Raw genomic sequence first — 18602 nt, 5'->3', positions numbered from 1 at the left:
CAATGCGTGGGTTCAAGCCTTATCCGACGTCTCGATAAAACGGTATCCGACCCCTGGCTCTGTCTGAATAAATCGTTGTTCCGTGGGGTCATCACCCAGCTTCTGTCTAAGTCTACCAATTAGAATCCGCAGGTAGTGGGTATCATTGGTGTGTGTCGGCCCCCAGATATCCTTGAGCAGTTGGGTCTGCGTTACGATTTTTCCAGAGGCGAGCAGTAGCACCTTGAGCACTTCGAACTCCTTTGGCGTCAGCCTCACAGGCGAACCGTCAACCGTGATGGCTCGCCTGGCAAGGTCAATATGCAGCGCGCCATTATCAAAAATGGCCGGGGTTTTGGTGGCAGATGAGTTTTGCTCTCTTTCGTGGCTGCGCAACTGTGTTCGGACCCGCGCCAGCAATTCATCGACGCCGAAGGGTTTGGTGACATAATCGTTGGCACCCAGGTCCAGGGCTTTTACTTTCTCCACTTCTCTGTCGCGTACCGAAAGAATAATCACAGGAGCCGACGACCACTCCCTTAACGCTGCAAGCACGTCGGAACCGTCCATATCTGGCAGCCCAAGATCCAGAATTAGAAGGTCCGGCGCATGCCTGGCACAAAGTCCCAACCCGGTCTCACCGTCTTCCGCTTCCAGTACCTCGTACCCTTCGGTTTTAAGGCTGATGCGCAGAAAATGCCGAATCTGCGGCTCATCATCGATAATCAGAATGCTGGGCTTTTCCCGGCCTTGTGATGAAAGAGTCATTCAATGGATTCCCGATTGAACTCTTGTTCAGGTGATTCTGTCAGGGGCAGGGCCATTTCGATGGTGGCTCCGTGCCCATTCGGACCAGCCAACGCGTGAATTCGGCCGCCATGGGCTGCGACCATACCGTGACAAATGGCCAGTCCTAGTCCGCTACCATGAGGCCCCCGATCTCCTTCGCCACCTGTGAAAAACATATCGAACACCTCGCTGCGCTGGTCTTCCGGGATGCCCGGGCCCTCGTCCGAAATAGCAATAATAAGCTCTTTATCTTCCCGGTGAGCCTGAATGGTCAGGGTAGAGCCATCAGGTGCAAACTTGGCGGCGTTTTCCAGAACATTTACCAAGGCCTGTTCAATGAGGGCCGGGTGCACAAATAGCAGGGGTAGATCCTCTTCGACAGACCGCACCACCTGGATTTTCGACATCAGGTTTCGGGTCCGTCTGAGCGCGGAAGACAGAATATCCGTGAGCGCTATCCAGTCTCCCTCGATCTTCAGTGTGCCTTGGCCCAATTTCGTCATATCCAGCAGGTTTCGGATGTAGCGGTCCAGGCGTTCGCCTTCGCCGAGGAGTGAATCAAGAAGACTTTCCCGGTCTTCTTCGGAGAGTCTGTCAAACATCGATTTCAACGTACTGGCAGAACCGATCATGGAGGAGAGCGGTGTACGCAGATCGTGTGAAATCGAGGAGAGCAGGGCGGAGCGCAGTCGTTCAGTTTCCTCCGCCACCCGTGAGGCAGATAAATTTGCCGCCAGGTGGGTTCGGAACCACGCCAGGCCGAGTTGATGCACGTAAACGCTGATGGCGAGACCCCGGTAATACTCCGGGGTCATGTCATCCACCCGGAGACCAAGTACGCCATACACCTCGCCGCCCGCTTCAATCGGCTCGAAGCGCCACGGAAGACTATTCAGCGTGTCGGAAAAAGCACCGCTGGGTTTGCCGTTTGTGATCGCCCAGTCGATAGCGGAATGAGCCCTCTCGTTCAAGGGATTCGAAGGGCCGCTCTGGATGACAACCTCACCCGAACCATTTTCAGGAGCCTTTTGAGCAATAATCAACGGTAGCTTGAGCTGGGCATGGAGCGACTCGACTGCTTCCCTCTGGACCGAAGTGATATCCGGGGCGGAGGCGAGGCGTCGGGTAAACTGCAGGTGTGCATCGGTGAGGTCGTTTGACGCGCGCAGCATCTGGACCTGATCCCGCAATCGACCGGCGAGGTTTCCCCCTGTCACGGCGATAATCAGAAAGAACACCACGGTCAGAAGTTCGTCGGTATCCACCATGTGGAAGGTCAACCGGGGCTCCGTGAAGAAAAAGTTGTAGGTCAGAAAACTCAAAGCTGCCGTGAACAGAGCGGGCCGAATGCCGGTTCGTGCGGCAACCCATAACACGGAGGTCAGGAAAATCAGGGACAGGTTGCCCAGCGGGAGAACATTCTGGAGCCCCATTGATATTACTGTAGCGGCCCCGACGCTGCCTACGGCCCATGCATAGTCGCTCCATCGAACCGGTTCGCTGGCGGCTTCAGCAACCCGTCGGCGTTGTTTTACGGGCACCGGAATAAAGGTGACTTCAAAGGCTTGCGCTTGTGTCAGCACCATCTGGCTTGTGGATTTCCGAAAGTGCCACCAGGGCTTGTGGGAACGGCCGAGAATGAGCGTTGTAACGCTCTGCTCCCTTGCGAAGGTCAGAAGTTCTTCCGGCACGTCGTGGCCGCGAAGCGTCTTGACCTCAGCTCCCAAGCGGGTAGCCAGATCAAACACTTTCTCCAAACGTTGACGTTCACCGGTTCCTGCCCGGCCATTGTCCACAGTGACAACGGTCCAGGGAACTTTGCGTCGTTCGGCCAGCCGGCGAGCTGCTCGCACAAGAATTTCACTCTGTCCGGAACCATCCACGGCCACCAGCATTCTTGACCGAATGTGCCAGGGGCCTTCGATGCCCGGGGATTGCATGGTTTCGCGAACATCGGTATCGAGCCGCTCGGCGACGGTCTGAACCGCAAGCTCGCGCAAAGCGGATAGATTGGATTGCGAGAAATACCCGTCAATGCCCTTGCAGGCCTGCTCAGGCAAGTAAATCTTTCCCTGTTTTAGCCGTTCCTGCAATTCCGAGGGGGGGAGATCTACCAATACAACGTCGCGAGCCCGCTCGAGGATAGAGTCAGGCACAGTATCGGGTATTCGCACGCCGATGATACTGGCAACCACATCCGAAAGACTCTCCAGATGTTGGATGTTGACCGTCGTCCAGACGGTAATCCCCTGATCCAACAACTCTTCAATGTCCTGATAGCGTCGGGGGTGTCTGGCCCCGGGGATATTCCGATGAGCCAGCTCCTCCAGAAGCAGGACCTCTGGTCTTCGTTTCAAAGCTGCGTCGAGGTCGAATTCCCGGAATCGCTCACCCGCGTACTCACTCTCATATGGCGGCAGGTGCTCAAGAGCCTGGCTCGGAACCTGCGTTTCGGACAAGCCATGGGGTTCAGCAACCCCAACGACCACGTCAACGCCCTGTCGTTGCAACTCGCGGGCTGCATGAAGCATTTGATGGGTTTTCCCAACTCCAGGAGCCGCACCAAGATAGATCTTGAGGTCGCCACGGCTTTTTGATTTCTCGACGCCCTTGTAAGCTTCAGCCAACGGGAAACTCCGTTCTTGCATACGGGAGTGCGAAATTTTCTCACACACTTCTTATAGCTACGCCCACGATGCCGTAAAATTACCGTAAAAAATCGCATAGAAACGTCCTAATTTTACCCGAGATGTGATTTCCTTACGCCGTCTGAAGCAAATCTGGTCGAGAGCAGGGCTCGGTGGTGTCCGGTTTTTCTACCTATGCACAATTAACAGGAGCCGTCATAGGTTGTGTATTTGCAAAAATGATACTTGAAAAGTTCGGGCGACCTTGATGATTGCTCTGTTTAATGTCCTCCCGGTTATTCAGATACTTGGGTTCCTGCTGATTCTTCTAAGTTTTCTGATGACCTTGCCGGTGAACCTTCTGATGTTTGGAGACACACCGGACTGGCTGGCGTTCGTGAAATCCGCGAGCATCTGTTTTGGTGTTGGCCTGGTATGCTTTTTCAGCACAGGTCGCAAGCGCCATGCACTGAAACAACGGCAGATGTTTATCCTCACTGTGTCCGCGTGGGTAGTTATTCCGTTGTTCTCAAGCCTTCCATTGTTGCTGAGCGACCTCAAACTGAGTGTCACAGACGCTTTTTTCGAGAGTATTTCCGGGGTGACAACCACGGGCTCAACCGTGATGAGCGGTCTGGATAATTTGCCCGGGGATATTCTGCTTTGGCGGTCCATCATGCAGTGGATGGGCGGCATCGGCATTATCGGAATGGCAGTGGCAATCCTGCCATTTCTCAGAATCGGTGGCATGCGATTGTTCGCCACGGAGTCGTCCGAGTGGACCGAAAAAGCGGTACCGCGTACCAACCGCCTGGCCCGGGGACTGGTGTTCAGCTATCTCGCACTGACGTTAGGTTGTGTATTCACATACTGGGCTTTGGGCATGAGCCTCTTTAACGCGGTGAATCATGCGCTGACGACAGTTTCTACCGGCGGCTACTCAACGTCTGACAGTTCGATGGGGCAGTTTGATCAACTCTCCATTTTGTTTGCATCAAGTATCTTTATGATGCTGGGCGGCATCCCGTTTTTTCTATTTGTCAGACTCCTCAATGGCCAGGTTCAACCCCTTCTGAGGGACCAGCAAATTCATTTTTTCCTCAAGTTCCTGCTAGTGATCTCAAGCCTGATTGCGATCTATCGCGTATTGAATGACGGAACTTTCCCCGTGGACGCCTTTGTTCACGCCTTGTTCAACGTGACATCTGTTGTAACCACTACCGGTTTTGCCTCCCAGGACTATTCTCTTTGGGGGCCTTTCGTGGTTGTGCTGTTCTTCTTCCTGACCTTTGTGGGCGGCTGTTCTGGCTCAACCAGTGGGGGCATGAAGATCTTTCGTTTTCAACTGTCCATGCTGTTATTAAGGGAGCAAGTGCTCAGATTGCTTCATCCCAATGTGGTAGTCGCAAGACACTACAATGGACGAATCATCAGTGATGAGATTGTGGCCTCCAGTGTTGCGTTCTCGTTTATCTTTCTGGCAACTCTGGCGGTGGTGGCAGCCGTTCTGGCAGCGCTGGGTCTGGATCTGGTCACGAGTCTGACCGGGGCCGCGACCGCCTTGGCTAATGTGGGCCCCGGGCTTGGTGGTACCATTGGCCCGGCTGGCAACTTTCAGCCACTGCCGGATGCGGCCAAGTGGGTTTTAATGGCTGCTATGTTACTGGGGAGGCTGGAACTGCTAAGTGTTTTCGTAATGTTTTCGCCGCAATTTTGGCGGAGTTGAAGAAGCCCCCCGCTATGGAGAGCACCGAGCTGATTTCTTGCACTGTTGCGTTAGACTGCTACCTTGAAAGAAGCATCCGGGTTGCATTTTAGGTTGTGACCGGCCAGGGAGGTCTAATGTCATGCAACAGAGAAAGCTCTACACGCCGTTACGGATTTTCAGTTTTGTGGTTCTGGCGCTGATGGTGGCCGCGGTCGTTTACGCAGTTTCCATTTCAGTATTTTACTGGAATGGTATTGGCGTATAGGCGGGATTGACCATGACGAACCGACAGTCACGTATCTTCGCTATTGCAGCCACGGCGATTTCCGCTCTGATATTTCTGATATTGACGGTGGACAGCCACCGTCAGTTTCCGGAGCTGACCCATTCCAAAAACATCACGCCGGAAGTGACCCATGGCAAGGATGTGTGGCACAAATACAACTGCATCAATTGCCATACCCTGTTTGGCGAAGGCGCCTACTACGCCCCCGATCTGACCAAGATTACGCAACATCGGGGCGAGGCCTATCTGACGGCCTATATGAAAAACCCCTCCAATTTTTATGACGAACAGAAGCACCGTCGCCTGATGCCCACCCAGGATCTCAGTGACAAGGAAATCCACGACCTGATCCAGTTCCTCGACTGGGTTGCCAACGTGGACAATCAGGGCTGGCCGCCCCGGCCAATCCTGGTTACCGGGGGGATGACGGCCGGCAGTGCCGCTGCGGGAGAAGATCCCCCCGGCGCAAAACCGGTTGACGAGGGCGACGACCCAATAGCGAAAGGCGACCGACTGTTCCGGACGGCGTCCCCAGCGTGTAATTCCTGCCACTCCACTGCACCTGGTGCTGATATGGCCGGGCCAACCATGGCGGGGTTGGTGACCCGTGCGGAAGAGGCTCTGGCCTCCGATGAGTATCAGGGCGAGGCCACCGATATTGAGGGTTATATCCGGGAATCCATCGTCGCCCCCAGCGCCCATCTGGTTCCTGGTGCCATGTATTCAGCTGACGGAACCTCATTCATGCCGACGGGGTATGAGGACAGTCTCTCCGACGAAGAGGTTGATCAACTGGTCGCCTATCTGATGTCTATCAAATAAAACGCGCCGCAGCCTTGGCCCGCACAAGGTCGGTTCGCCAGCAACAGGGAGAATAATGATGCGATACAGGTCGCAGTCCGTTGCCTACTGGTATTTTGCAGTTGCCATGGCGCTCTTTGGTTTGCAGTTGGTATTTGGCCTGCTGTCGGCTGCCAAATACCTGGGACCGGACCCCTTGTTGTACATCCTGCCGTTTGATGTAACCAAGGTTATTCATACCAACCTGCTGATTGTCTGGGTGCTGGCCGGTTTCATGGGCGGCACCTACTGGCTGGTGCCGGATGAATCCCGCACAGAACTGCATAGCACAAAACTGGCCTACATCCAGTTGATCCTGTGGACGTTGATGGGAGTGGCCGCCATTATCGGCTATCTGTTCCGTTACGGTACCGGCAACAAGCTGCTGGAGCAGCCACTCCCCCACAAGATCGTGATTGTGATTTGTATGCTGATTTTTCTCTACAACATCGGCATGACTATCAAGAAGTCAGGACGATTTACCACCACCGAAGGCGTGCTATTACTCGGTTTGGTCAGCTCGGCGGTGCTGTTCCTTCCCGCACTGCTTCACTACGAAAACTACACTGTGTCCATCTACTATCGGTGGTGGACAATCCACCTGTGGGTTGAAGGTGTCTGGATGATGATTATGGGCTCCTTCCTTGCTTACCTTCTTATTCGCCTCTCCGGGGCCGACCGTGAGGTAATGGAGAAGTGGCTGTACGTGATAGTCGGCCTGGTTTTCATAGCGGGTATCCTCGGCACGGCCCACCACTATTACTGGGTAGGCGTTCCTCAGTACTGGCTTCCGATTGGCGGACTTTTCAGTGCTCTTGAGCCTGCGGCTCTGGTGGGCATGGCAATCTTCGCGTACAGCGCCATGCGCCGCTCAGGGCTTGCTCATCCGAATGCGCAGGCATTGCACTGGACTATTGGCAGTGCCTTGTTCGCCTTGTTTGGTGCGGGGTTACTGGGCCTGGCCCATACCTTCCCCGACATTAACAAGTGGACTCATGGTACGTTGATCACTGCCATGCATGGCCATGCTGCGTTCTACGGAGCCTATGCCATGATTATACTGGCCATGATTTCCTATGCCCTTCCCCAGATGTGCCCTGGGCGCCCGGAAAAGGGCACCACCATGGGGTACTGGGCATTCTGGATGCAGGTGGGTGGCATGTTCGGCATGACACTTTCCTTCGCCACCGCAGGTATCGGACAGGTCTATCTGGAGCGGGTAATGGGTATGGGGTACCTGGATGCGCAGCTCAAGATTCAGGTTCATTTTCTGATGCTTATCGCGACCGGCACCATATTCGCGACAGGTGTCGGGCTATATATCTTCGACTTCTTCCGTTACCGGCCGGTGCTGGATCGCGCGGATGACACTGTTCCGGTCAGCGGCGACGTAGGCAACACCGAAGCGGAACGAGGAACGGTATAACGTGTCTGTTGATGAACTGGTCAGGAGCGAGGAAGACCGCACGGGCGAGATGCCGTACTACCTCCCGTCGGGAGAGGAGGTACGTATCTTTGAGCAGTGCCATGAGGGAAAACTCGCAGTCATGCTCAAGGGGCCGACCGGTTGTGGGAAAACCCGGTTTGTGGAATACATGGCCTGGCGCCTGGGCCGGAAACTGGTCACCATTCCCTGTCACGATGATCTTACTGCCAGCGATCTTATCGGGCGTTACCTGATCCGCCATGACGGCACCGTCTGGCAGGACGGCCCGCTGACAAAGGCCGTCCGGGAAGGGGCCATCTGCTATCTGGACGAAGTGGTAGAAGCACGGCAGGACACCATCGTCGTTCTTCATGCCCTGACGGACCACCGGCGTATTCTCCCCATCGACAAGACCGGTGAGACGGTCCGCGCGGCGCCCGGGTTCCAGTTGGTGGTTTCCTATAACCCGGGCTATCAGCGAATGCTGAAGGACCTGAAACCCAGCACGCGACAGCGTTTCGTCGCGATGGACCTGGACTTTCCCCCCGCAGAGCAGGAAGCCAGGATTGTGATGCAGGAGAGTGGGGCAGATCCGGCAACCGCCCGCGCCCTGGTGAACCTGGCTCACCGAATCCGGTCACTCCGCGACCGGGGCCTGGCGGAGGTTCCCAGCACCCGCCTTCTGATCGCAACAGCGAGCCTCGTGGGCCGGGGTATTCCAGTAAAAGAAGCATGTTACGCGGGGCTTGTTTCACCATTGTCGGATGACGAATCCCTGGTTGGGGCCATGCATGATCTGGTAGATGTTACGTTCGTCTGAACCTGGCGCGCACCGTGCCAACACACCGGCGCTAGCGGGAGCCCTTCATGGCTGAAGCAGAAGAGGTCATCAGTGACGTTGCCCGCCACACCACCATTTACGCACAAAGGCTGTGGCAACGTTACCAGACATCCCCAGACGCCGTCCGCACCGTCACACTGCGGGACGTTGCAACCCGACTGGACCTGCTGATCACAGCTGTGTTTGGTACAGGTTTTCCCATGCGTGTCGCGCAGCCCCCAGCCCATACCACCATGTTGTCGATCCTGTTCAGGCATGACAGCAGGCCCAGATGCGAATACTCAGTTCCGGCCACCGATGGTGTATCTATCTGGCTACCACCTGATCTGGGCATTGCCGATACGGGTGAAGCCACAATGCTCTATCGGGCCATGGCGCTGCAGCAGGTTTATCGAGCCCGGCGGGGTGGGGCGGAGATCCACAGCAAAGATATGCTTCCGCTGCTGGCAGATGTTTATCTGCTGTTGGAAGCCTACTCCGCGGATCAGGAACTGACAGCGGCCCTGCCAGGCATGACTGGAGCGCTTGAGCAGCTGCGGGCGCGAGCCCTGACCGTGCGGCCGCCATTACACCGATTTCCGGCCTCAAGGCAGCCGCTGGAGCGGTTGTTCCGTTCCTTTCTTGAGTTGGGAGGTCAGCAACTGCATGACCAGGTACCTTTTTGCGAGTCTCCGGCCAGGTCTCTGGCCTGTGCTCGCCAGTTGATCGGTGAGCTGGGGCTGGTTCCCAAAGGTGTGGATGAGAAACGACTGGGCCCACGGCCGTTACTGAAGGATTGGTGGAGTGGCGATTTCCGGCTCCCGCCCGCAGAAGCTGTCACGGATACAGCAACTGACCCTTCAAAAGACGCTGAGGAAGGCGACGAAACGCCCAGAGCAGGGCACCTGGCCCGTCGTCCCAACGAACGCAAAGCCACAGAAGAGGAAGAGGAAAGTGATAACGACGACAGCATCTGGATGATGCAGGGAGACGAATCCCATCCCCATGCCGAGGACCCAATGGGTTTGCAGCGACCGGTAGACCGGGACGACGATATCAGTGCCGACGAATACGGCGATCTGGTCTCGGAATTATCCGAGGCACGCCTGGTGTCTACCCCGGGCCGCCCCAAGGAGGTGCTGCTATCCGATGACCCGCCGGACGCAAAACCAAAACAGGAACTGAAAGCCGCGATTGCCAATGGTGAGGGTTTCAGTTACCCGGAATGGGATTACCGCAGCCGGATCTACCGGGAACCGGGGGCCACCGTACGTATTCTTTCTAGCGGTCAGGGCTCCCAGAAGTGGGTGGATGAAACCTTGAAAGCGCATGAGTCCATGCTCAATGATATCCGGCGCCGCTTTGAAATGCTGAGCGCCCAGCGGGTGCGGCTTCGTAAGCAGCCGGATGGCGACGATATTGATCTTGATGCCTATACGGAGAGCGTTGCCGACTTCCGGGCCGGATTCCACATGGCCGAGGGGCTCTATCAGACGCGGCGGTCGGGGGACCGCAATATGGCGATCATGCTGCTGATCGATATCAGTGGTTCCACCGACAGCTGGGTGTCGGCGAACAAACGCATTATCGACGTGGAACGGGAAGCTTTGCTGTTGGTGTGCGTAGCGCTGGAAAAGCTGGGAGAGCCATACGCAGTGCAGGCATTTTCCGGCGAGGGTCCGGATGCGGTCACGGTTCGCCAGGTGAAACGTTTTAGCGAAACCTTCAATAACGATGTAGCGCTGAGGATCAGCGCGCTTGAGCCGCAGCATTACACCCGGGCGGGTGCTGCCATACGCCACGCCACCACAGATCTGATGCAGCAGGCAGCGGCGCACCGGCTATTACTGTTGCTCTCCGACGGCAAGCCCAATGACAAGGACGACTACGAAGGACGCTACGGTGTTGAGGATATGCGTCAGGCAGTAACCGAAGCCAGTCTGCAGGGCATTTATCCCTTCTGCCTGACCATAGATCGCCAGGCCGCCAACTACCTGCCCAGAATCTTTGGTGCACACCAGTATCGGTTATTGACCAGACCCGAATTGCTTGCCAATGTACTACTTGATTGGATGAAACGGTTGGTAGTGGTAGCTTGAAAAGAAAATTTCGTACAGGCTAAAGAGCGAAAAGCAAAGTTAGTTCGGGATTCCCCCATAAGGCCCATGAAACTCGGCCAGAGGACAGCCAAGTATGAAGCGATCACAATTTCTCCAGGATCTGATCAAGCAGCTCTCCCCGAAGCTTGACCCCGACTCCTATGTCTACTGCACAGTACCTCGCGCAAAGTACGGGGAGTTGGAAAAGCTCAAACCCATCGTAAGCATTGCTGAACTGGAAGGTCTTACCCTGGTTATTCCTCTGCAACAGGCCAAAGACGAGGGCCTGGACTATTACCGAGAGTTCCGCCGTATAACGCTCGAAGGGCATTCCAGCCTTGAAGCCCTAGGGCTCACATCCGTTGTAACCAGTCTGCTGGCAGAGCGTGGCATTACCACGAATGTTATTGCCGGCTTTTATCACGATCACATGTTCGTGCCCAGCGACCGGATCGATGAGGCCATGGAAGCACTGAAAGGGCTTGCCAGCCAGCCGAGCGGCTAGGGATTGTTATGAACTGGTGAGTTCTTTTTCATTCTGTTTGGCTGGCCTCTGAGTTACGCCAACCGCGAACCTGAGGGCAACAGCCAATGCGAAAAATGCCGCCAGGCCGCCAAAAAGAGTAATTACGGGCACAATGTTCATAGGTCATAACCTCCAGTCAATCTATTGTCGGCCGCACGTCCGTTCTTCAGACGTTTTATCCCAAAGGACAAGCAACTGAACTCAACATTTGGACGACAGTTAGTGTGTAAGCTCACTATTAGTTTACTAGGAAGAGGTTATCTGGGGGATATGCAGAAACCATTATTATGGACTTGCCCCGAGTTGTAGTTGCTAATTTTTAACCTGCAAAATGCAATGATTCCCCGCTAAATACGCTGTTAATGTTGTACGCTGAGAAATACCCACCGAGGTCATCAATCAAAAGGAGTTTGTTATGGCGGCGTTTGATACCGGCTCCCGACTCATTCCAATCACTGAACTGGACATACCACTGGAAAGAGACCTCTTTCTCCGTAATCTGATACGCGAACTCTCCGGCGTACTGGAAGACGTCGTGGGCCTTGAAGAGGCTGCCGGTTTTATCAGCATCGTTGGGCAGAATATGGGCAATCAGATGGACCTCGATTACAAAAGAGCCCTGGGAGTTTCCAATCTAACGCGCCCCCAAATAGCAGAAGTGCTCGTGGACCTGAAAGACCGGATCAAAGGCGACTTTTATATTATCGAACAGAGTGATGATCGTATCGTGCTTGGCAACCGGGCCTGTCCCTTTGCAGAGAAAGTTAAAGGACGCACCTCCATGTGCATGATGACAAGCAATGTGTTTGGCATCATTGCCTCCCAGAGCATGGGTTATGCCAAGGTATCCTTGGAAGAGACCATAGCCCGGGGGGATCCTGGCTGCCGAGTCGTTGTTCACCTGCAACCCACCGCCGAGTCCGAAGCTGCATCAGGACACGAATATTTCAAATCAGAATCCTGATGATGGGTAGGGAATGAATAACAAATCTTGGGAAAGCCTGGTACCAGAGGCACTTGTGCTGTTGTCCGGCCAAGGTAAGGTGGTGGATGCAAATCCTGCGGCCCGTAAACTATTCCGCGGTTTGGGCAATGGAATGGAGCTCCATGACTTGGCAATTGATCCGGCCAAGCTTGAGTCTTCGATTAGAAACTGGGCTCGGAGTGGGAATTTTATCCGTGGCCAGGTGGTCCTCAAGGGCCCGGATGGCGAGCGCTACACGACGTACGGGGCCCGACTGCCGGGCCAGCGGAGTTCAGTGGCCAAAATTATTGTACGTTGTACGGCCGAGAGGGCGGCTAACCAGCGCTTTGTCGAGATCACCCAGCAGGTATACGCTCTTAAACGGGAGGTGTCTCGCCGTCAACAGATGGAAAGCCAACTGTTTGCCGAAAAAGAATTAGCGCAGGTCACCCTGAAGTCCATCGGCGACGCGGTTATTACTACCGATACCGAAGGACGTGTCAACTACCTGAATCCGGTTGCGGAATCCCTGACTGGATGGTCAGAAACCGAAGCGCGGGGGCTTCCGCTGCTACAGGTCTTCGATATTATAAATGAGCACACTCGCTTACCAGCGGAGAACCCGGTAGCACGGGTGATAGCCAATGGCCATACGGTGGGGTTAGCAAATCATACGATTTTGCTGCACCGGGACGGCACAGAGTTTGCCATTGAAGATTCCGCCGCGCCCATACGCGACCGGGCAGGGCGGCTCATCGGGGTCGTGATGGTCTTCCACGACGTATCTCACGCTCGCCAACTGGCAGCAAAGGTTTCCCATCAGGCAAGCCATGACGGTCTCACCGGACTCCTTAACCGACAGGCGTTCGAACGACGCCTGCGTAATTTGTTAGAAGCGCGAGGGGGAACGGACGGCCCCCACAGCCTTATGTTTATGGATCTGGATCAGTTCAAGGTCGTCAACGATACCTGTGGTCACCTGGCAGGAGACGCTTTGTTACGGACACTAGGCCCCGTACTTCAAAAACATCTCAGGCATTCCGATCTGCTGGCACGCCTGGGGGGTGATGAGTTTGGAGTGTTGTTGCAAGACTGCCCCGAATCTGTTGCAAAGCGTATCGCCAAGGCACTCAAAGAAGAAGTTGAGGATCTTGGCTTCACCTGGGAAGGCAAGCCCTTTCGCGTTGGCCTGAGTATCGGGCAGGTCAATTTCAGCGATAACAGCTGGTCGCTGGCCGACCTGCTAACGGCGGCCGATAATGCCTGCTACCTGGCAAAGGAGAAAGGCCGTAATCGCATCCATCTGTACAGAAGTGACGATCAGGTACTGGCTAACAAGTTCCGGCAAACCCAATGGGTTGGGCGAATTCGCGAAGCATTTAAGGAGAACCAATTCCGTTTGCATTGCCAGTCTATCGTGCCGACGTCCCCTGGTCCCCGGGCCCGGACCGAAAAAGAAGGTGCGCATTTCGAACTGTTACTACGTCTGCTCGACACAGGTGGAAAACTGGTTCCACCCATGGCGTTCATTCCGGCCGCAGAGCGCTACAATCTGATGGTGAACATTGATCAATGGGTGTTGGGCACGGCCTTTAGCCAATTAGCCAAGGCCGGCACCGAGCGAGTTGGAACCTGTACAATTAATCTTTCAGGGGCGTCTCTGGGGGACGAAGGATTCTTGCAGTTCATCACTAACTGCTTTGAGCGCTTTGCCGTTTCTCCTGCGGTGATCTGTTTTGAGATTACCGAAACGGAAGCCATAGCCAATCTGGCCAACGCGCGCCATATCATCCAGACGCTGAGAACACTCGGGTGTCGCTTTTCTTTGGACGATTTCGGAAGTGGGATGTCCTCATTCGGTTATTTAAAGAACCTACCGGTGGACTATCTGAAAATAGACGGCGCATTTATCAAGAATCTCACCAGCGATTCAATTGACCGCGCCATGGTGGAGGCCATCAATAACATTGGCCATGTTATGGGATTGAAAACCATCGCTGAATTTGTCGAGAACAACAGTATTTTGCAGGAGCTACTTGAGATCGGGGTAGACTACGCTCAGGGTTACGGCATAGCGAAGCCTCAACCCCTGGATAGCTTCCTGGTAAACCTGGGGCAGGCCTAACGGGCGGATCACAAAAAGTATACTGTACTGCGCATAATGTATATTATGTTAAAAGGTATAAAGACGTGGGCCATGGTTATCTGTATTTGATGGACGACAACACAAAGCAGCTCGCGCTGACCCCGTGTTCCAGTACAGCTCATCAGCACATCTGAACTCCCCTTTTTGCCTGAAGCTTCCGAAAAACGTTCAGCAAGAGCGCGGCAACAGGGGCACACGCGACAACCAGTATCGACACAGCAGACCAACCGAAAGCAGCTACCAGCACTCCCGCAACGGCCGGGCCGATCAGCAAGCCGATATTGTTGCCCTGCATGGCAAAGCCTAGCGTGGTCCCTACCAACGCATTGTGTGGCGCAAAATGCGCGGCTCTCTTGAATATCACCACCGGAACAAATCCACTGGCAAACGTAAAAACCAGGCATAGTGCGTAAATCCCGGGCCCTGGTACGACTGCGCTGAACACGCCGCCGCCACAGATCAACATGGTGCCAAAGCTTCCGTAAAGTAATCGGATTGACTCCACCCCGCGTGCCAAAAGCAGCCCACAGACGATATTGCCAACGCCACTTGCCGCAACAGCAACGGCGCTTAGCATACTTGCCGCTTCATCGCTGACCCCGAGTCGTTCCGTGAGCAGCGATGGGAGGAATCCGAACACGGCGAAGAACAAGGTTGAGAATAGAGCGAATAGTGCTCCAAGAACCCAGGGCCCCGGTGCAGCGGTCGTTTGTTTGATGTCTTTGAGGATAGAGCTATGCTTGGAACTCGCGCACTGAGACGAAGGCACTACCCAGCCCAGAAGTGCCGCGTAACTGATCAGGACTGCGGCGTTTAGCAACCAGAAGCCCCGCCACGTAATCGTGTTCAACAGGGGTGCTGCCAGCAACACCAGCATCAGGCCTGTTGGCATGAAGATCGCCCACAATGCCATGGCCCGGTCACGAATTCGTTCCGGAGCCACTGCGGCAATTAGAGCTGGAGCTGCTACAACGAGACCGAGAAAGCCGAGGCCTTCAAGCACTCGCGTGGCAAGCAGGCTTGTAGCGTCGTTCGACAGCGCACCTAAAGCAGAGCCTGTTCCCATAACCAGCAAGCTAAGAATCGCCGTTCGCCGCACTCCGATACGATCAACAGTCAGGCCAATTGGCGCCCCCAGGACGGCCCCGATCACGGCGAACGCTGAAATCAACCAGGACGCCGTACCGAGACCCAGTTGCAGTTCCTGTTGCACAGCCTGCAAAGCCAGGGGTGCCTTGCCAAGCTGGCAGGCCGAAATCACACCGGCCCCGATGATGAGTGCCACCACGGGCCAGGCCATGCGATCCAGGGCTTTGGACGCAACACTCATGAGGAGGCTGCCTCTGCTCTTTGACTCCGCCCGCTGGCCAGATCGGTGGCAATTTCTGCAACGTGCCGGCCTTGAAAGCGGGCCCCGGCAAGTTCGTTGGCACTCGGTTGACGATTGCCATGTCGGTCGTCTTCGGCCAGCGTGGATGCACCATAGGGCGAGCAGCCAGTAATCTCGTCCATCCGCATCTGACCTTTGAAGGTATAAGGCAATCCAACAATCACCATACCGAGATGCATCAATACAACCTGTGTAGCGAGAATTGTCGACTCCTGCCCACCGTGCTGGCTGCCAGTTGATGTGAAAACGCTGCCGACTTTGCCTACCAGGCGATCCTCAAACCACAGCCCCCCTGCCTGGTCGAGGAAGTTCTTTATCTGGCTAGCCATATTGCCGAAGCGAGTCGGTGTACCAATGATTATTGCGTCGAAATCCGCGAGCTCTGCGACCTTGGCAATCGGCGCTTTCTGATTCAGCTTGTAATCTGAGCGACTGGCAACCTCTTCAGGCACCAGCTCCGGAACTCGCTTGATAGCGACATCGGCCCCGGTTTCTATGACTCCCTCAGCGACGGCCTCCGCCATCGCTTCGATGTGGCCGTAACTGGAATAGTAAAGAACAAGCACGTTACTCATATGTAGGTCTCCTGTGATGGATCAAAATGGAGGCATGAGGCCATGTCGGCTCGGATGCTTAAGAGAAAACTACACTCGCTAACGAACTAAAAAAATGACAAAATTTGATCAATAACTATCTATTTAATTGATCATGTTGGATGCACTGACCCTCGACCAAATGCGCGTGCTGGTTGCCGTCAACGAAGCCGGAAGCTTCAGTGGTGCCGCGGATCGCCTTGCCCGTGCCCAGTCGGCGGTCAGTTACGCAATCGGAAATCTTGAGTCTCAACTGGGAGTTACCCTCTTCGATCGCTCCGGTTACCGGCCAGTACTGACGCCCGAGGGGAAAATGCTGTTGGCAGACGCGCGCTCCATTCTTCTTAAAGTCGACACGCTGCGCGCCCGGGCGCGTGGCTTTGGTGCGGGTGTGGAGCTAGGGCTGGATGTCGCGCTTGATCCGCAGTTTCCGGTGGATCTCGCTTCGGAGGCCTTGAAGGAATTGCAGGACGCATATCCACTTGTAACGATACGAGTGTTGTCGGCGCCGTTGGGAGAGGCCATTCGGCTACTTCAAGAAAATAACTGCACACTTGCCATCAGTGGAATTGACATCCCCGATCCCCGAATAGAGCGTGAGGCTATTGGGTTCGTATCACGTGCTGCGGTGGTATCGTCGAAACATCCGTTAGCCGACCGCGTCCTAACTGGAGAAGCCATCAGTGCTGCAGAGCTGGCCGACCACGTTCAAATCGTCACTGAGGATCCATCCGCCCTCACCCGCGGACGCGAATACGATGTGCTGTCGCCCGGCACCTGGCGGGTGAGCGATAACTCCACTAAGTACTCGTTGATATGCGCGGGCATCGGCTGGGGCAATCTGCCGTTATGGTTGATTGAGCGCGATCTAATGGAAGGAAGACTGGTTCGGATACCGGCTGCTGAATTCGGCGTGGACGGTGAGACAGTTGGCAGGATGTGGCTGATGCACCGCACAGATGAACCTCTCGGCCCCGCGGCTAAAACGTTAAGAGCTACCCTCAGGAAACTCTTTTAACGTTCTCAAATCTTTTATTGCAATTTCGGGTAGCTATTCCGCTTGTGGCGCCCTGAACGCCTTACTGTAGTAGCCTGAAGGATCAAAGCAGCACACTCTCTTCTTACCAGAGCCAAGCATGTCACATGCATCGTTAATCCGTTTTGTGCGCGTTTTCGGCTGCTTGGCTGAGGTAATCCAATGAATCCAGTCAAGACGAGCAATCGGGGTCGTGGCCTCCCAGGTGGCGAGGGCCACCGGGGATGCCTGAAGGGCGTCAACCAGGTCAGGGGGGACTTCTGGTTCAGGCTCCTGTTCCGCAGCCATAATCTCAAACTGCAACTCGTCACCAAACTCTGCGCCTGAATCTTTGAGTAGCTGCTCATCTATTTTCAGCCAGTGACTTTTCTGGCCATCCGGTTCGAGCAAAGCCCTGAACCCTTGGCCGTTGATGGTTCCATCAACTGTTATTCGGCCGCGCCTGGGAAGCTTGGCACTTGCTTCTTTGGGCAGAATTGCAAAACCCCATGAGTTACCCTCGCCAGGTTCTTTTGGCCTGAGTAGTTGTGTGGTGAAACGGGACTTTGTCTCTTCTCGCATTTTTTAGTCCTTTAACGATCAAATGGAAGTTGCAGAGATATCCCCCCATAACAGCATGATACTTACGTTGCGCCTGGGCCCTCACCTTCATGCGCCTCTATTCATTAGTATCAGTACGTCACATAACGAAATTTCACCAGAAAAACCGCTCCTTGTCATTGTCGGACTACCCTCCTCTATCGATTGGGCGAACTGTACCGCAGGGTCTGCCAGAAGCTTTTTATACAGCTGTTGCACCCGTGGGTAGGCCTGGAAGTCAATCACTGGGTGATACTCTGACCAGCGAGCTATACCCGAAAAATAGGCGTCTGCCAGCGAGCGGTCTTCGCCCAACAACCATGGTTTATTACCCAGGAAACGTTCCAGGTCAGCATAAGCCTTTTCCAGGCACGCAATACCGTACTGCGTAAGAACCCGCTTTTCTTCGTTATCCAATCCATTTTCATAATCAAACCAAAGCGGGCTGAACGCGTTAAAGAATGTAGTATTGAGAAAGGCCAGTGCCTGGTTCAACCTATCGAACTGGACTGTCCCCTTTGCAAAGTTCAGTTTTTGGTCATCGCTCATTGCTCCAAGATGATTCAGAATCGCCATGCTTTCAGTGATGACGTTCCCGGTTGCCATCATCAATGCAGGCGTCTCGCACATAGGGTTGATGCGTCTGTATTCTTCACTCGTCACATCTTCCGGCATGTTTATCCGGCACAGTTGATAAGGTATTCCCAGCCACTCCAGAGCAACGATAGAGCCAAAAGAGCAGCCTGAGGGGACGCCGTAAAATAATACTGGTTTCATAAACCTTCTCCACTTGA

Annotated in this window: 16 protein-coding genes; 10 read left to right on the top strand and 6 right to left on the bottom strand. The window is 54.7% G+C overall.

Features of this window, described 5'->3' with window-relative positions:
• Positions 1-12: 12 nt before the first annotated feature.
• Both FO268_RS11080 and FO268_RS11075 read right to left on the bottom strand, forming a co-directional pair.
• Positions 13-747 (bottom strand): response regulator, encoded by a 735-nt coding sequence (locus FO268_RS11080; protein ID WP_150992892.1) that lies wholly within the window; start codon positions 745-747, stop codon positions 13-15.
• Positions 744-3395 carry a sensor histidine kinase gene (locus tag FO268_RS11075; protein WP_202336607.1) on the bottom strand — a complete coding sequence of 884 codons (2652 nt, stop codon included), beginning with the start codon at positions 3393-3395 and terminating at the stop codon, positions 744-746. The genes FO268_RS11080 and FO268_RS11075 overlap by 4 nt, the downstream gene beginning before the upstream one ends.
• A 268-nt stretch (positions 3396-3663) precedes the next feature.
• On the opposite strand from FO268_RS11075, the gene FO268_RS11070 reads away from it, so the two are divergent.
• From FO268_RS11070 to FO268_RS11035, 9 genes are all read left to right on the top strand, one after another.
• Complete coding sequence (locus tag FO268_RS11070) at positions 3664-5121, top strand: TrkH family potassium uptake protein (RefSeq protein WP_225316609.1); 1458 nt, start codon at positions 3664-3666, stop codon at positions 5119-5121.
• A 121-nt stretch (positions 5122-5242) separates the two neighbouring features.
• Complete coding sequence (locus FO268_RS23220; RefSeq protein ID WP_263645066.1) at positions 5243-5368, top strand: hypothetical protein; 126 nt, start codon at positions 5243-5245, stop codon at positions 5366-5368.
• A 12-nt stretch (positions 5369-5380) separates the two neighbouring features.
• Positions 5381-6211, top strand: a complete 831-nt coding sequence (locus FO268_RS11065; protein ID WP_150992888.1) for a c-type cytochrome — start codon at positions 5381-5383, stop codon at positions 6209-6211.
• A 58-nt stretch (positions 6212-6269) separates the two neighbouring features.
• Positions 6270-7655, top strand: coding sequence for a cbb3-type cytochrome c oxidase subunit I (locus tag FO268_RS11060; RefSeq protein ID WP_150993340.1), 1386 nt, complete (start codon positions 6270-6272; stop codon positions 7653-7655).
• A 49-nt stretch (positions 7656-7704) separates the two neighbouring features.
• The gene (locus FO268_RS11055) at positions 7705-8475 is read left to right on the top strand and encodes a CbbQ/NirQ/NorQ/GpvN family protein (RefSeq protein ID WP_150993338.1); all 771 of its coding nucleotides are present in this window, start codon (positions 7705-7707) and stop codon (positions 8473-8475) included.
• 47 nt (positions 8476-8522) lie between these two features.
• Positions 8523-10574, top strand: coding sequence for a nitric oxide reductase activation protein NorD (locus FO268_RS11050; RefSeq protein WP_150992886.1), 2052 nt, complete (start codon positions 8523-8525; stop codon positions 10572-10574).
• A 94-nt stretch (positions 10575-10668) separates the two neighbouring features.
• Positions 10669-11079, top strand: coding sequence for an ACT domain-containing protein (locus FO268_RS11045; protein ID WP_150992884.1), 411 nt, complete (start codon positions 10669-10671; stop codon positions 11077-11079).
• A 436-nt stretch (positions 11080-11515) separates the two neighbouring features.
• Positions 11516-12064 carry a methanogen output domain 1-containing protein gene (locus tag FO268_RS11040; protein ID WP_150992882.1) on the top strand — a complete coding sequence of 183 codons (549 nt, stop codon included), beginning with the start codon at positions 11516-11518 and terminating at the stop codon, positions 12062-12064.
• A gap of 55 nt (positions 12065-12119) precedes the next feature.
• Positions 12120-14189 carry an EAL domain-containing protein gene (locus FO268_RS11035; RefSeq protein ID WP_191966945.1) on the top strand — a complete coding sequence of 690 codons (2070 nt, stop codon included), beginning with the start codon at positions 12120-12122 and terminating at the stop codon, positions 14187-14189.
• 142 nt (positions 14190-14331) lie between these two features.
• Here the strand turns inward: FO268_RS11035 and FO268_RS11030 are convergent, their stop codons facing one another.
• Positions 14332-15540: an MFS transporter gene (locus FO268_RS11030; protein ID WP_150992878.1), complete on the bottom strand. Its 1209-nt coding sequence runs from the start codon at positions 15538-15540 to the stop codon at positions 14332-14334.
• Entirely contained in the window at positions 15537-16175 is a 639-nt protein-coding gene (gene wrbA, locus FO268_RS11025) for an NAD(P)H:quinone oxidoreductase (RefSeq protein WP_150992876.1), read from the bottom strand. Before wrbA ends, FO268_RS11030 begins: the two co-directional genes overlap by 4 nt.
• A gap of 133 nt (positions 16176-16308) precedes the next feature.
• Between wrbA and FO268_RS11020 the strand changes: the two genes are divergently transcribed.
• Positions 16309-17211, top strand: a complete 903-nt coding sequence (locus FO268_RS11020; protein WP_150992874.1) for a LysR family transcriptional regulator — start codon at positions 16309-16311, stop codon at positions 17209-17211.
• Positions 17212-17244: 33 nt separating this feature from the next.
• On the opposite strand, the gene FO268_RS11015 is transcribed toward FO268_RS11020, so the two are convergent.
• Positions 17245-17790, bottom strand: coding sequence for a YdeI/OmpD-associated family protein (locus FO268_RS11015; RefSeq protein ID WP_150992872.1), 546 nt, complete (start codon positions 17788-17790; stop codon positions 17245-17247).
• Between the two features lie 87 nt (positions 17791-17877).
• Positions 17878-18585, bottom strand: coding sequence for a glutathione S-transferase family protein (locus tag FO268_RS11010; RefSeq protein ID WP_150992870.1), 708 nt, complete (start codon positions 18583-18585; stop codon positions 17878-17880).
• Between the last annotated feature and the right edge of the window lie 17 nt (positions 18586-18602).

This window comes from Marinobacter denitrificans (assembly GCF_008795955.1).
GTDB classification, from domain to species: Bacteria; Pseudomonadota; Gammaproteobacteria; order Pseudomonadales; family Oleiphilaceae; genus Marinobacter; species Marinobacter denitrificans.
The sequence above is the reverse complement of the archived record's forward strand: the minus strand, read 5'-3'. Positions and strand labels throughout refer to the sequence as shown.

Coding starts and splice junctions, on each gene's coding strand:
- FO268_RS11080 (WP_150992892.1), bottom strand. CDS start 747: ATGACTCTTTCATCACAAGGCCGGGAAAAGCCCAGCATTCTGATTATC.
- FO268_RS11070 (WP_225316609.1), top strand. CDS start 3,664: ATGATTGCTCTGTTTAATGTCCTCCCGGTTATTCAGATACTTGGGTTC.
- FO268_RS23220 (WP_263645066.1), top strand. CDS start 5,243: ATGCAACAGAGAAAGCTCTACACGCCGTTACGGATTTTCAGTTTTGTG.
- FO268_RS11065 (WP_150992888.1), top strand. CDS start 5,381: ATGACGAACCGACAGTCACGTATCTTCGCTATTGCAGCCACGGCGATT.
- FO268_RS11060 (WP_150993340.1), top strand. CDS start 6,270: ATGCGATACAGGTCGCAGTCCGTTGCCTACTGGTATTTTGCAGTTGCC.
- FO268_RS11055 (WP_150993338.1), top strand. CDS start 7,705: ATGCCGTACTACCTCCCGTCGGGAGAGGAGGTACGTATCTTTGAGCAG.
- FO268_RS11050 (WP_150992886.1), top strand. CDS start 8,523: ATGGCTGAAGCAGAAGAGGTCATCAGTGACGTTGCCCGCCACACCACC.
- FO268_RS11045 (WP_150992884.1), top strand. CDS start 10,669: ATGAAGCGATCACAATTTCTCCAGGATCTGATCAAGCAGCTCTCCCCG.
- FO268_RS11040 (WP_150992882.1), top strand. CDS start 11,516: ATGGCGGCGTTTGATACCGGCTCCCGACTCATTCCAATCACTGAACTG.
- FO268_RS11030 (WP_150992878.1), bottom strand. CDS start 15,540: ATGAGTGTTGCGTCCAAAGCCCTGGATCGCATGGCCTGGCCCGTGGTG.
- wrbA (WP_150992876.1), bottom strand. CDS start 16,175: ATGAGTAACGTGCTTGTTCTTTACTATTCCAGTTACGGCCACATCGAA.
- FO268_RS11020 (WP_150992874.1), top strand. CDS start 16,309: ATGTTGGATGCACTGACCCTCGACCAAATGCGCGTGCTGGTTGCCGTC.
- FO268_RS11015 (WP_150992872.1), bottom strand. CDS start 17,790: ATGCGAGAAGAGACAAAGTCCCGTTTCACCACACAACTACTCAGGCCA.
- FO268_RS11010 (WP_150992870.1), bottom strand. CDS start 18,585: ATGAAACCAGTATTATTTTACGGCGTCCCCTCAGGCTGCTCTTTTGGC.